General features: G+C 72.4%; 11 protein-coding genes. 4 read left to right on the top strand and 7 right to left on the bottom strand.

The window, feature by feature from the left end; genetic code table 11:
- Positions 1-27: 27 nt before the first annotated feature.
- The 3 genes from IE273_RS00055 to IE273_RS00045 all read right to left on the bottom strand — a co-directional run bounded on the left by IE273_RS00055 (position 28) and on the right by IE273_RS00045 (position 3,491).
- Complete coding sequence (locus IE273_RS00055; protein ID WP_189813050.1) at positions 28-1,968, bottom strand: S53 family peptidase; 1,941 nt, start codon at positions 1,966-1,968, stop codon at positions 28-30.
- Between the two features lie 210 nt (positions 1,969-2,178).
- Positions 2,179-2,811: a DUF305 domain-containing protein gene (locus tag IE273_RS00050; protein ID WP_189813049.1), complete on the bottom strand. Its 633-nt coding sequence runs from the start codon at positions 2,809-2,811 to the stop codon at positions 2,179-2,181.
- Positions 2,808-3,491: a thioredoxin-like domain-containing protein gene (locus IE273_RS00045; RefSeq protein WP_189813048.1), complete on the bottom strand. Its 684-nt coding sequence runs from the start codon at positions 3,489-3,491 to the stop codon at positions 2,808-2,810. Before IE273_RS00045 ends, IE273_RS00050 begins: the two co-directional genes overlap by 4 nt.
- A 138-nt stretch (positions 3,492-3,629) precedes the next feature.
- Here IE273_RS00045 and IE273_RS00040 point away from each other — a divergent pair, with 138 nt between their 5' ends.
- Positions 3,630-4,082: an RrF2 family transcriptional regulator gene (locus IE273_RS00040; protein WP_189813047.1), complete on the top strand. Its 453-nt coding sequence runs from the start codon at positions 3,630-3,632 to the stop codon at positions 4,080-4,082.
- Between the two features lie 171 nt (positions 4,083-4,253).
- On the opposite strand, the gene IE273_RS00035 is transcribed toward IE273_RS00040, so the two are convergent.
- Positions 4,254-5,438 carry a globin domain-containing protein gene (locus tag IE273_RS00035; protein ID WP_189813046.1) on the bottom strand — a complete coding sequence of 395 codons (1,185 nt, stop codon included), beginning with the start codon at positions 5,436-5,438 and terminating at the stop codon, positions 4,254-4,256.
- 307 nt (positions 5,439-5,745) lie between these two features.
- Between IE273_RS00035 and glnA2 the strand changes: the two genes are divergently transcribed.
- Positions 5,746-7,107 carry a gamma-glutamylpolyamine synthetase GlnA2 gene (gene glnA2 / locus IE273_RS00030; RefSeq protein WP_189813045.1) on the top strand — a complete coding sequence of 454 codons (1,362 nt, stop codon included), beginning with the start codon at positions 5,746-5,748 and terminating at the stop codon, positions 7,105-7,107.
- Between the two features lie 127 nt (positions 7,108-7,234).
- Positions 7,235-8,584 (top strand): MFS transporter, encoded by a 1,350-nt coding sequence (locus tag IE273_RS00025; RefSeq protein ID WP_189813044.1) that lies wholly within the window; start codon positions 7,235-7,237, stop codon positions 8,582-8,584.
- Between the two features lie 69 nt (positions 8,585-8,653).
- Here IE273_RS00025 and IE273_RS00020 read toward each other — a convergent pair whose 3' ends face one another.
- Genes IE273_RS00020 through IE273_RS00010 form a run of 3 tightly spaced genes read right to left on the bottom strand, consistent with a single transcriptional unit; the run spans position 8,654 to position 11,821 of the window.
- Positions 8,654-9,673 (bottom strand): TolB family protein, encoded by a 1,020-nt coding sequence (locus IE273_RS00020; RefSeq protein ID WP_189813043.1) that lies wholly within the window; start codon positions 9,671-9,673, stop codon positions 8,654-8,656.
- Complete coding sequence (locus IE273_RS00015) at positions 9,670-10,923, bottom strand: MFS transporter (protein ID WP_189813042.1); 1,254 nt, start codon at positions 10,921-10,923, stop codon at positions 9,670-9,672. Before IE273_RS00015 ends, IE273_RS00020 begins: the two co-directional genes overlap by 4 nt.
- Position 10,924: 1 nt before the next feature.
- A complete protein-coding gene (locus tag IE273_RS00010; protein ID WP_189813041.1) occupies positions 10,925-11,821 on the bottom strand; it encodes an alkaline phosphatase family protein in 897 nt (298 codons plus the stop codon).
- 127 nt (positions 11,822-11,948) lie between these two features.
- Between IE273_RS00010 and IE273_RS00005 the strand changes: the two genes are divergently transcribed.
- Positions 11,949-12,851 (top strand): DUF72 domain-containing protein, encoded by a 903-nt coding sequence (locus IE273_RS00005; protein WP_189813040.1) that lies wholly within the window; start codon positions 11,949-11,951, stop codon positions 12,849-12,851.
- Positions 12,852-13,455: the final 604 nt, after the last annotated feature.

Genomic DNA, 13,455 nt, shown 5'->3' with positions numbered 1-13,455 from the left:
CCCCTTCAACCGAGCAACCCCAGCGACTTACCGCCGGAACGACTCCACGTACCCGTTGGCCGGTGAGCCGACCCCCGTCACGTCGTCGTAGCCCTTCACCGCGGTCAGCGAGCTGTCCTTGCCCAGGCTGCGGACCGAGGTCAGCAGGCCGTCAGCGGCGTCCAGGCCGTTGGCGAAGTCGACACGTGCCACAGCCAGGCCCGACCCCGTCGGGTCGTCCGTGACGTCGTGGAAGACGCCCTTCTTGCCGTACTTGGCGTAGATCACCGGGTTGGCGAAGCCGAGGGGCTTGCCGCCGCGGGCCTCCTGGGCCAGGGCCTGGACCGCCGCGATGACCGGTGCGGCCAGCGAGGTGCCGCCGATGCGGTACTCGCTGTACTGCTCGGTGCCGTCGGGGAAGGTCTGGGTCTGGCCGACCAGGAAGCCGGTGTTCGGGTCGGCGATGGCCGCGATGTCCGGGACGACGCGGTTGCCGGAGGCGCTGTTGGCCGTGGCCAGCGCGTTCGGCACGACGCCCTTCTGGTAGTACGGCTCGGCGACCGTCTTGCTGGTGCCGCCGCCCGCGCCCGAGGTGAACGCGCCGGGGAAGCCGACCCAGCTCTTGCCGTCAGGTGCCAGCGTGGCCTTCTCGGTGCCCCAGCCGGTCTCCCACTGGTACTTGTCGCCCTTGCCGACGGCCAGCGAGGTGCCGCCGACCGCGGTGACCCAGGCGGAGTTGGCCGGGGTGTCGACCTGCTTCACACCGGTGTTGGCGACCTGGTCGCCGTCGTCGCCGGAGGAGAAGTAGAAGCCGATGCCCTGGACCGCGCCCAGCTGGAAGACCTGGTCGTAGGCCGCCGCGAGGTCCGGCGTCTGGTTGGCCTCGACGTCGCCCCAGGAGTTGGAGACGATGTCGGCCAGGTGGCTGTCGACGATCTTGCTGAGGGAGTCCAGCAGGTCGTCGTCGTAGCAGGAGGCCGCGCCCACGTAGGTGACGTCGGCGTTCGGGGCGACCGCGTGGACCGCCTCGACGTCCAGGGTCTCCTCGCCGTACCAGCCGGCGGCCCCGCACTCGTCGGTCTTGGTGTAGTTCTTCGGCAGCACCTGGTGCAACTGGCCGGTCTTCCAGGCCGCGTCACCGTTCTTCACCGCGTACGCGCCGGCGTCGTAGGCGATCGTCGGGGAGGCGTACGCGTCGGTGATCGCGATGCGCACCCCGTGGCCGGTGTACGTGCCGGCGCCGTACGCGGCGCGCAGCTGCTTGCCGGTGTAGCCCTTGACCGCGTACGGGATCTTCTGGCCGTAGGCGTCCGGGAGCGTCGTCGCGACGTTCGAGCCGTAGTACGACGAGAAGGGGCCGGCGTTCTTGAAGACCGCGTCCGGGGGCGGCAGCTGGTCGTCGTGGTTCGCCTTGTGCGGGGCGTTGTCCAGGCCGGTGACGGTCAGCACGGCGCCCTTGAGGCCGGCCGGGACGGAGGCCGCCCGAGCCGCGGCCCGGTAGGTCTTCGAGCCCTTGGCGTAGTTGTGCAGCTCGGTGCCGAACGCCTTCTCGGCGGCGGCCACGTCACCGGAGACGGCGACGTAGTGCGGGGTGACCGCGGTGACCGTCAGACCGGCCGACTTCAGCCAGGACGTGACGGCGGACACCTGGGCCTTGGTGGCCCCGAAGCGGGCCTGCGCCTTCTTGGCGCTGAGGTACTTGCCGTACAGGGGCGAGCTGGGGTCGGACACCGCCTTGGCGTAGGCGGCGAGTCCGGCCGCGTCCCGGCCGGCCAGGTAGACGCGGGCCTTGACCTGGGACGTGTCCGCGGTCGCGCCCTTGTCCGCCTTGGCCGTGGCCCAGAGCGGCTTGGTGCCCTTCAGTACGTCACGAGCGGGGCTGTCCGCGGCGTGTGCCGCGGGTATGCCCAGCGCCAGCGCACCGGCGATCATGGGCAGTGTCGCTGCCATGCTCACACCGGCGCGCACGGTGGCGCGGTTGGATCTCATAGAACCCCCTGCGATGCGGTTCGCATGCATGTAGTGGTTGGCACGTCGTGGAGGCGCGCGCCGGCCCGCGGCGGTGTCGGCCGGCGAGTGGATCACACGATGGGGGCCACTCTTGCGATGAACCGTTCATGCGAGGGGAACGTGAAAGTCAAGAGAAGCTCAAGTAACCGCCACGTCGGGCGGTTTGACCGTTTCATCCTTACGGCGGTGTTACGAACGGGCTTGCGCGCCCCGCTCCTTGAGCATTCCGGCCATCAGCTCGATCTCCGACTGCTGCGCGTCGACCATGCCCTGCGCGAGCCGCTTCTCCACGCCGACGGTGCACTTGGCGACACAGCCCTCGGCCATGTGGATGCCGCCCTTGTGATGGTCCGTCATCAGCTGGAGGTAGAAGATCTCGGCCTGCTTGCCGCTGAGCGACCCGAGCTTCTTCAGCTCGGTGTTCGTGGCCATCCCCGGCATCAGCGCGCCGTCCTTGCCGGAGGCCATGCCGCCCATGCCCATCCAGGTCATCGGCGGGTCGGCCGAGACCTTGGGCAGGTTCCACAGGTCCAGCCAGCCCAGCAGCATCCCGCGCTGGTTGGCCTGCGTCTGCGCGATGTCGTAGGCGAGCCGCCGTACCTCGTCGTCCTTCGTGCGGTCGCGCACGATGTACGACATCTCGACGGCCTGCTGGTGGTGGACGGCCATGTCCCGGGCGAACCCGGCGTCCGCCGACTGTGCGCTCGGCGTCTTCGGGTCCGATCCGCCGGGCTCCTCGGCGACCGCGTAGGTGATCGCGCCGGCCGCGACGAGCACCGCCGCCGCGGCCCCGGCGACCCAGCCGATGTGCTGCCGCCTCACTTCATGACCCCGCCGGTGCACGAGGCGCCCGGCTCGGGCGTCTGCTGCCCCTGTACGTACGTGGCGAAGAACTTGTCCACTTCCGGGTCCTTGGCGCTCTTCACCGCGACCTGGTGGCCCCAGGCCGACAGGATCAGCGGGGCGTCCTGGTTCTCGTACGGGCTCATCAGCGAGTACGGCGTCTTCTTCACCTTCGCCGCGAGCGCGTCGACGTCGGCCTTGGCCGCCTTGTCCGTGTACGTCACCCAGACCGCGCCGTGCTCCAGCGAGTGCACGGCGTTCTCCTCCGGCACCGCCTTGGTGTAGACGTCGCCGTTGCAGTTCAGCCAGACCGGGTTGTGGTTGCCGCCGACCGGCGGGTGCATCGGGTACGACACCTTGGTCGTCACGTGCGTCCGGGACAGCTTGCCCGACCAGGTCTTCACGCCGTCCGCGCCGGTGGTGAACTTTCCGGAGTCCCCGGAGCCCTTGGCGTCACCGCTCGGCGTCGCCTGGTCCTTGCCGGAGTCGTCCTGCGTCTTCACGAGGACCACACCGCCGACGACGAGACCGACGACGACCACCGCGCTGGCGGTGATGGTGAGCACCCGGTTGCGGCGCTCGCGGGCACGCTCCGCGCGCCGCATCTCCTCGATGCGCGCCTTGCGCGCCGCGGTGCTGCTGTTCTTGCCGGAACCCATGAGGCGTGTCCTTCGGGGGAAGGGGGACGTGGACGGTGGGGCCCGCTGATCGTAATGCGACGGGGCAGCCCTTGACGTAGGGAGGGCACAGGAACCGGATAATTTGAAGCCGGGATGCGCATTATCTACGCTCGCGGTATGCGGTTGCTGCGCTCCACCGACCTGGCCCTGCGCGTCCTGATGCGACTCGCGGTCGTCGCCGAATCCACCCCGACGACCCGTCAGGTCGCCGCCGACATGGACGTGCCCTACACGCACGCCGCGAAGGTCGTCGCCGAACTCCAGCACCTGGGCCTGGTCGACGCCCGGCGCGGGCGGGGCGGCGGGCTGGCGCTCACGGAGCGGGGCCGCACCGCGTCGGTGGGCGCGGTCGTGCGGACCTTCGAGGGCGACGGTGACGTGGTGGACTGCGAGGGGACGCAGGGGACGCCGGCCTGCCCCCTGCGCTCCGACTGCCGCCTGCGGGGCGCTCTGCGCGGGGCTCAGGAGGCGTTCTTCGCCGCGTTGGACTCCGTCACGATCGGGGAGCTCGTCACTGGGCCGACGGGGCCTTTGCTGCTGGGGATCTCCCGGCGGCCAGGGCTGGACTGAACGCGCGCGGACGCTCAGCCCTGGGCCGGCCGCCAGGTCGGGGCGGGATGCCTTGTGGTGGATGTCGGCCGGGGCTGGACGCAATGCGTCGCGACCGGCCGCGTGAGGTGGTCAGGCGTGTGCCGCGCCGTGGTGGCTGGTCGCGCGGTTCCCCGCGCCTCTTCGGGGCGCTCAGCCCTGGGCCAGCCAGAGGTCCGGGCCGAAGACCTCGTAGTGGATGTCGGCCGGGGCGACGCCCTTCTCGATCAGCTGGGTGCGGATCGCGCGCATGAAGGGGAGGGGACCGCACAGATACGCGCGCGTGCCGGGGTGTACGGCGATGCCGGTCAGGTCGACCAGGCCGGTCCGGGTGCCCGGTTCGGCGTCGCGCTCGTAGAAGAAGTGCGCGGTGGCGTCGGGCAGCTTCTCCGCGTACGCCGTGTGGTCGGTGCGCAGGGCGTGGTCGGCGGGGGAGCGGTCGCCGTGCACGACGGTGACCGGGGCGCGGTGGCCGCCGGCCGCGAGGTCGGCCAGCATCGCGATCATCGGGGTCACGCCGATGCCCGCCGAGGCGAGCAGCAGGGGCGTGTCCGGGGTGCCGGCCAGCACGAGGTCGCCGTACGGCTCGGACAGTTCCAGGACGTCGCCGGGCCGCACGTGCGCGTGGAGGTGGTGGGAGACCTCGCCGGCGGGCGTCGCCTCGCCCCGTACGCGCTTGACGCTGATCTGGCGCACCGCCTCGCCCGGCGCCCCGGTCAGGCTGTACTGCCGTATCTGCCGGGCGCCGTCGGGCAGGGTGACGCCGACGGAGACGTACTGCCCGGCGCGGAAGCCGGCCACCGGGCCGCCGTCGGCCGGACGCAGCCGGAAGGTGACGACGTCCGGGGTCTCCTCGACGCGCTCGACGACCTCCCAGGCGCGCAGGCCGGGGCCGCCGCTCTCCTCGTACAGCCGCTTCTCGATCGCGATGAGGGCGTTCGCCATCAGCCAGTACACCTCGTCCCAGGCGGCGGCCACCTCGGGGGTGACGGCCTCGCCGAGGACCTCGGCGATGGCGGCGAAGAGGTGCTCGTGGACGACGTCGTACTGCTCGGGGGCCACGCCCAGGGAGGCGTGCTTGTGCGCGATGCGGCCGAGCATCGCGTCCGGCCGCTGGTCCGGGTGGTCCAGCAGGTGCGTGGCGAAGGCGGCGATCGACCCGGCGAGGGCCTGCTTCTGGGTGCCGGCGGCCTGGTTGCCGCGGTTGAAGAGGTTGCGCAGCAGGTCGGGGTGGGCGTCGAAGAGGCGGGCGTAGAAGCGCTCGGTGATCTCGCCGATCGCCGCGCCGACGGCGGGCAGGGTGGCGCGGACGGTGGCTGTGGACTGCTCGGTCAGCATCGGACTCCTCGGAGAACTCGGCTGATCACCACGCTATGAAAACTTGCATCTGAGATGCAAATTTAACGGGCGTGGTGTCGGTCACGGAGGAAGCGGACCGGCCATTACGGATGCCGGTCCGAGCAGGCAAGATGGGGCGAGAGCGCAGTACACCTGCCGTACGGGAGGCGTTCAGGGCGAGGATGCTCGGGCGATCAAGGTCCGCAACGCGCGTGAAATGGTGTTGTGGTGGGATGCTCAGGTGCCCGACCGCCTCCCGTGGTTCGGGGGACAGGCGGCCTGACCAGCAAGGATGGGGAAGCGGAAGATGGACAAGCAGCAGGAGTTCGTGCTCCGGACCTTGGAGGAGCGTGACATCCGGTTCGTACGCCTGTGGTTCACGGACGTGCTGGGCTTCCTGAAGTCCGTCGCCGTGGCCCCCGCCGAGCTGGAACAGGCCTTCGACGAGGGCATCGGCTTCGACGGCTCCGCCATCGAGGGCTTCGCCCGGGTCTACGAGTCCGACATGATCGCCAAGCCGGACCCGTCCACCTTCCAGGTCCTGCCGTGGCGCGCGGAGACCCCCGGCACGGCCCGCATGTTCTGCGACATCCTCATGCCCGACGGCTCGCCGTCCTTCGCCGACCCGCGGTACGTCCTCAAGCGCGCCCTCGCCCGCACCTCCGACCTGGGCTTCACCTTCTACACCCACCCGGAGATCGAGTTCTTCCTGCTGAAGGACCGCCCGCTGGACGGCTCCCGCCCGACCCCCGCCGACAACTCGGGCTACTTCGACCACACCCCGACCAACGTCGGCATGGACTTCCGCCGCCAGGCGATCACCATGCTGGAGTCGATGGGCATCTCGGTGGAGTTCTCCCACCACGAGGGCGCGCCGGGCCAGCAGGAGATCGACCTGCGCTACGCCGACGCGCTCTCCACCGCCGACAACATCATGACGTTCCGGCTGGTCATGAAGCAGGTGGCACTGGAGCAGGGCGTGCAGGCGACGTTCATGCCGAAGCCCTTCTCCGAGCACCCCGGCTCCGGCATGCACACCCACCTGTCCCTCTTCGAGGGCGACCGCAACGCCTTCTACGAGTCCGGCGCCGAGTACCAGCTCTCCAAGGTCGGCCGCTCCTTCATCGCGGGCCTGCTGCGGCACGCGGCGGAGATCTCCGCGGTCACCAACCAGTGGGTGAACTCCTACAAGCGCATCTGGGGCGGCTCCGAGCGCACCGCCGGCGCCGGCGGCGAGGCCCCCTCCTACATCTGCTGGGGCCACAACAACCGCAGCGCCCTGGTCCGCGTCCCGATGTACAAGCCCGGCAAGACCGGCTCGGCCCGCGTCGAGGTCCGCTCCCTCGACTCCGGCGCCAACCCGTACCTGTCCTACGCCGTCCTCCTCGCCGCCGGCCTGAAGGGCATCGAGGAGGGCTACGAGCTCCCGCCGGGCGCCGAGGACGACGTCTGGGCCCTCTCCAACGCCGAACGCCGCGCCATGGGCATCGAGCCCCTCCCGCAGAACCTCGGCGAGGCCCTGACCCTCATGGAGGGCAGCGACCTGGTCGCCGAAACCCTCGGCGAGCACGTCTTCGACTTCTTCCTCCGCAACAAGCGGCAGGAGTGGGAGGAGTACCGCTCCGAGGTCACCGCGTTCGAGCTGCGGAAGAACCTGCCGGTGCTGTAAGGGCAGGTCAGAGACTTGCCGCTGATGCGGCGGGCGGGGCCGACGGTCGCGGACCGTCGGCCCCCGCGGTCGTGAACACGCACCCGAGGTCGTCGATCCGGCGTTCGCCCGGCCCTAGCATGCGCCTGTGGCACCGCTGCTCGCCGTGTGCGCCGGGTACTTCATGGTCATCCTGGACGTCACGATCATCAATGTCGCCGTGCCCGCGGTGGGCCGTGAGCTGGCGGCCTCGCTCACCGGCATCCAGTGGATCACCGACGGCTACACCCTCGTTCTCGCCGGGTTCCTGATGACGGGCGGTGCGCTCGGTGACCGGCTGGGCAACCGGCGGGTCTTCTGCGCGGGCGTGGCGCTGTTCACGGTGGCATCGGCCCTGTGCGCGGGCGCGCCCAGTGCCCCGGCCCTCGTCGCGGCCCGGCTGGTCGAAGGGCTCGGCGCGGCGCTGATCGTTCCCGGCTCGCTCGCCCTGCTCCAGGAGGTCTACCCCGAGTCGGCGGCCCGCTCGCGCGCCTTCGGGCTGTGGGGGTCGATGGCCGGGATCGCCGCCTCCGCCGGGCCCCTGCTGGGCGGGCTGCTGGTGTCCACCGCGGGCTGGCGGTGGGTGTTCCTCATCAACGTGCCCGTCGGCGCGGCCTGCCTGGCCCTGACAGCGCGGTTCGTCGCGCCCTCGCCGCGGCATCCGGACCGGGCCGTGGACTGGCCGGCCCAGGCCGCCGTGGTGGCGGCCGTCACCCTGCTGACCGCCGCCCTGAACGAGGCCGGACGGCGCGGCTGGTCCGACCCGGCCGTCCTCGCCGGACTGGGTCTGGCGGCACTGGCCGTGGCCGGGTTCGCGGTGCGTGAGCGGCTCGCCCGGACTCCGGCCCTCCCACCGCGGCTGCTGCGCTCACCGGCGATGAGCGGAGCGGCCGTCGTCGGGCTCCTGTTCAACCTCGGCTTCTACGGCATGGTGTTCACCGCCAGCCTGTACTTCCAGCACCAGCGCGGCTTCAGCGCCCTGCGGACCGGGCTGGCGCTGTTCCCGGCCGTGGCGGTGACCATGTTCGCCTCCGTCCTGTCCGGGCGCCTGACCCGCCGCACCGGGGACCGCCCGCTGGTGGTCTCCGGCATGCTCCTGGGCGCACTCGGGCTGGCCGGCTGGGCCGCGGCGGGGAACGACCCGGCCTACCCGCTGCTGGTGGCCCCGATGATGGCCGCCGGCTTCGGCACGTCCTTCGCCCTGACCGGCTCGACCACCACGGTGATGGGCGCCGCGCCCCGGGCGTACGCGGGAGCCGCTTCCGCCCTGTTCAACACCACCCGCCAGATCGGCAGCGCCACCGGCGTCGCACTCGGCGGCAGCCTGCTGGCGACCAGTACCGACTACGGCTCCGGGGTACGGCTCGCCATGGCCGTCGGCGCCCTCGCCTACCTGCTCGCGGCGGGTCTCGCGTGGCGGTGCGTGCCGGCCGAGGCCGTCCGGGCCGCCGCCCCGTGACCGCGTTGTGACCATCGCCGCCACCCGGTGCGCCGCGTCTGGGCGTCAGTCGACGACACAGGAAACGACCTAGCCGAGGTACGCCGGTGACACCGCCGCCGAGCTGATCCGGTGCGGCCGTCCGGAGCCGTCCGCCGGGACCTCGTACAGGTCGGCGCCGTAGTCCCCGGGCAGCGCGTACACGAGGGTACGGGCGTCCTTCCACACCGCCTGGTCGTCCACGCTGCGCGGCTCGGCGAGCGGGGTCTCGCGCATCGTGCGCAGGTCGAGGACGTACAGCCGCCAGGGCGCGTCCTTCGGCAGCCCCGCGACCCGCTTCTTGTACGCGACCCGGGTGCCGTCGGGCGACAGGGACGGGCACTCCACGTTGGCGTGCAGCGTGGTGACCGTACGGCGGCGCAGGTCGCCGCGGACCAGGTACGTCCGCCCCTTGGTCGCCAGCGTCGCGTAGAACGTGCGGTCGTCGGCCGCGAACGTCACCCCCCAGAAGTTGGCGTCCGCCGCCTGGTACGGACGCCCGTCCTTGACGATCCGGAAGGACTCCAGGGACGGGATCAGCTTCCCGTCGCGGGTGTCCACGATGGCCGCGCGCGTGGAGAAGTCCGTCCCGGCGTACGAGTCGCCGCCCACGAACGCCGTCCAGGCGGCGAAGTGCCCGGTGGGGGAGACCCGGGCGCGGGAGGGGATGCCCGGCACGTCGTAGCGGTCCACGGTCCGCAGGCGCGCGTCCAGGATCAGCGCGCGGTAGGTGTCCGAGACGGGCCCGTGCACGGCCTGGAGGCACACGCCGGTGCCCGAGGCGGCGTAGAACCGCAGGCACTTGAGGCCGGAGGCGGTGCGCGGCGCGTCCGGCGCGGAGGCCGGGACGCTGGTCAGCTCGTCGCGGTGCGGCCCCCACGCCATGTTCCGGAACACGAGCCGCCCCGGCCCGCGCAGCGTCACCGTCCCCGGCGTGACGCGCGGCCCGCCCGCCTGCGCGTGGTCCCGGCGGTCCGCCCGCGCGGAGGCGTGCAGCACCGACGCCAGCCCGACCGCCGCCAGCACGGCGACGGCGGAGACGAGGATCAGGATGCGGGTGCGTACGGTCATGCGGGCACCGTTCCCTTCGGGCGCAGGGTGAGGGAGAACGCGGCGCACGCGGCCAGCGCCACCGCCGCGCCCGACAGCGCCGCCCGGTCGCCCCACACCGTCCAGGCCGCGCCGAACAGCAGCGAGCAGGCGAACCGGGTCAGTGCCTGCCCGGTCTGTACGACGGCCAGCCCGGAGGAGCGCAGCCGTTCCGGCACGCTGTCCGAGGCCGCGGCCATCAGCACCCCGTCGGTGGCGGCGTAGAAGCCGCCGTGCAGGGCGAGCACGAGGTAGGGCAGGCCCGTGCCGTGCCAGGAAGTGAGCAGCAGCGCGTACACGACGAGCAGGGCGCCGTGGCCGGCCAGGAAGACCGTCCAGCGGCCCACCCGGTCCGCGAGCCGGCCGAACGGCACCGCCAGCAGCAGGAAGGCGGCGGCCGTGCCGAGCGGCAGCAGCGCGAACCAGCGGTCGGGGACGCCGAGGCGGCGCTGGAGCAGCAGGTAGACGAAGGAGTCGCTGACCGTGGCGAGGCCCAGCAGCAGTGCGCACACGGTGATCCGGCGCAGATCACGGCCGCGCAGCAGGGCGAGGGCCGCGCGGAGAGTCGGCCGTTCGGCCGGGACCGCGTCACCCCGCCCGCCCGGCACGAAGAGGACCAGCACCAGGACGCCCAGCACGGCGACGCAGAAGCTCACGGTGAACACCGCGTCGCACCCGTCGACGGTGGCCCGCAGGATCAGGAACGCCACCAGCGGCCCGAGCAGGGCCCCGGCCGTGTCCATCGCCCGGTGCACCCCGAAGGCCCGCCCGCGCGTCTCCGGCGTACTGGCGAGCGAGATCAGCGCGTCCCGGGGCGCCGTGCGCAGTCCCTTGCCGGTCCGGTCGGCGGCGAGCACGAGCCCGATCGGGGTCAGTGCGTGCGCCACCAGCAGCAGCGGCTTGCACACGGCCGAGATGCCGTACCCCAGCCCGGCGATCCACTTGTGCCGCCCGCCGCCCCGGTCGGCGAAGTGCCCGCCCACCAGGCGCACGAGCGCCGAGAACCCGTTGTAGACGCCGTCCAGCAGCCCGAACCCCAACGGCGACAGACCCAGACCGGTCACCAGGTACAACGGCAGCACCGCCGTCACCATCTCCGACGAGACGTCGGTGACCAGGCTCACCGTCCCCAGCGCGAGCACGGTCGGCGCGAGGGCCGCACGGCGCCGCCCGGCCGAAGGCCGGACGGCACCCTGAGCGGACGTGTTCGTACGGCTGTCCGCTACGTACACGTCAGGACGCCCAGATCCCGGTGATGTCCTGGGCGGAGGCCGCGTTGCCCGCGTGCGTGGTCAGGCCCTGGGTGTCCTCCAGGGTGCGCAGCAGGTCGTAGTGGTTGTACGTGGTCGAGGAGCTGGACCCGGCGGCGACGGGCTGCCCGTAGAACACGGTCGGGATCTTGTTCCCGCTCAGCCGGTTGTCCTCGTCGAAGGTGACGACGAGCAGGCTGTTGTGGGTCTTGGCCCAGGTCGCGTAGGCGCCCAGGTTGTTCTTCAGCCAGGTGTCACCGGTGGACACCGAGCAGTCGTGCATGTCGCTGCACAGGTTCGGCACCACGAACGACATCTGCGGCAGCGTCGAGTAGTCCGTCGGGAACTGGGCGAACGTCTTGGCGGTCGACGTCGGTACGTTGCTGAACCCGAACCAGGGGTTGTGCTTGCGGGCGTAGGTGCCGCTGCTGCACGTCGTGGAGCCCTGGCTCGGCAGCGTCTCGTTGTAGCTGGCCCAGGTGCGGCCGGCGGCGATCTGCTCGGACGCGAGGTTGCGCGCCGAGGAGAACCCCGGGGTGTAGCAGCTGTCGTCGGTGATCCCCTGCGTCGACCCGGAGAACAGCGCGAAGTAGTTCGGCTGGCTGGGGTGGGTCTCGGCGTACGACTGGGTCAGGTTGGCACCCCCCGCCTTCAGCGAGTTGATGTACGGCGCGTTGGAGGAGCCGATGACCTGGCTGTAGGCATGGTTCTCGAAGACCACGACGACCACGTGGTCCGGGCTGGGCACGGCGCCCGCGGCGTGCGCGGACCCCTCGCCGAGCCCGGTCCACAGCCCGACCGCGGCTGCGGCGAGGGCTGCCGCGGACGCCACGACGGCGCGGGCACGGCGATACGCCGAACGAGCAGAACTGCCGGACACTTCAACCTCCGGGTAGGGATGGGCGGCTGGCGGTGCGGACAGAGCATGCTCACGCCAATGTGCCCGCGGCCCACGTCGGCCAACCCCACGGGTGAAAACCCGGTGAACGGCGGGTACCCACGCCCGCATGGCGGACATCCTCATCGGCACGTGCGGCTGGACCGACCCGGCGCTGCTCCGGAGCGGCTGGTACCCACCCGGCCACCGGGACGCCGAGAAGCGGTTGCGCCACTACGCCACGCGCTTCCCCCTCGTCGAGGCGGACTCCCCGTACTACGCCCTCCCGGCCCCGCGCACAGCCGCCCTCTGGGCCGAACGCACGCCTCCCGGCTTCCGTTTCGACGTCAAGGCGTTCTCCCTGCTCACCGGCCACCGTACCCGGCCCGCCACGCTCCCCGCGGACCTGCGCGACCACCCCCGCGACGAGGCCCTGCGCACGGAGGTCTGGACCCGCTACGCCGAAGCGCTGGCCCCCCTCCGCGACGCCGGCCGCCTGGGCACCCTGCTCTTCCAGTACCCGCCCTCCCTCACCCCCGGCCCGGAGGCCGAGGGCTTCATCCGCACGGCCCGCGAACGCGCCCACGACTGGCCGTTCGCCGTGGAGTTCCGCGACCCCGCCTGGTGGCACCCCGCCCAGGCAGCCCGTACGGCGGCGTTCCTCGGCGACCTGAACGCGACGGCGGTGGCCACGGACACCCCCGACGCCCCGCCCCCCGCCCCCGTCACCACCGCCCACCTGCACCTGATCCGCTTCCACGGCCGCAGCCCCCACTGGGGAAAGGGCACGAAGGAGGACCGCTTCCGCCACAGCTACACCGAGCAGGAACTCTCCGCCTGGCTGCCCCCCATCCGGCAGGCAGCCACTCAGGCCGAAGAGGTGCACGTCCTCTTCAACAACTGCTGCGGAGACGCGGCCCCGAGGGCGGCCCAGACCCTGCACGACCTCCTGACGACGAGCCTCCCGCACCAGCGGGCAGAGGCAGGAGGTCGCGCGGGAACCCACGAGGGCCCGCACCCGCGCACGGCGTGACAGGGACCGCGACGGCCCGCAGCGGCCCACGGCGGGGCCGACCGAGGCAGGAGGCCGGGCGGGAACCCGCGACGGCCCGCGCCCGCGCACGGCGTGGCAGGGACCGCGACGGCCCGCAACGGCCCACGGCGGGGCCGACCGAGGCAGGAGGCCGGGGCGGGAACCCACGACGGCCCGCACCCGCGCACGGTGGGAAGGGGACGTGTCGGGTGGTGTCCGCCCGCAGCGGCCGGCGAAAACCCCGGGCACCACAGGAGCAACGGCCCGCCGGACCGAGGACGGACACCACCCGGCGCGGCCCCGACCCCCACCCCACGGCAGGCGCGACCCGAGCCACGCCCCACCCGCACTGGCCGCCGCAGGCATGGCACCCGCCACCTGGCACGGGACCCGCCACCCGCGCCCCGCCCCACCCGCCCAAGCTGCCGCACGGCACCCGCCCAAGCCGCCGCACGGCACCCGGCACGGGACCGGCCCCCGGCGCTCCGCCCCCCGCCCCACCCGCCCAAGCTGCCGCACGGCACCCGCCCAAGCCGCCGCACGGCACCCGGCACGGGACCGGCCCCCGGCGCTCCGCCCCCCGCCCCACCCGCCCAAGCTGCCG

The organism is Streptomyces olivaceoviridis (assembly GCF_014650115.1).
Classification (GTDB): Bacteria; Actinomycetota; Actinomycetes; order Streptomycetales; family Streptomycetaceae; genus Streptomyces; species Streptomyces olivaceoviridis.
Note: the sequence above shows the minus strand (reverse complement) of the source record. Positions and strands in the feature narration are given on the sequence as shown.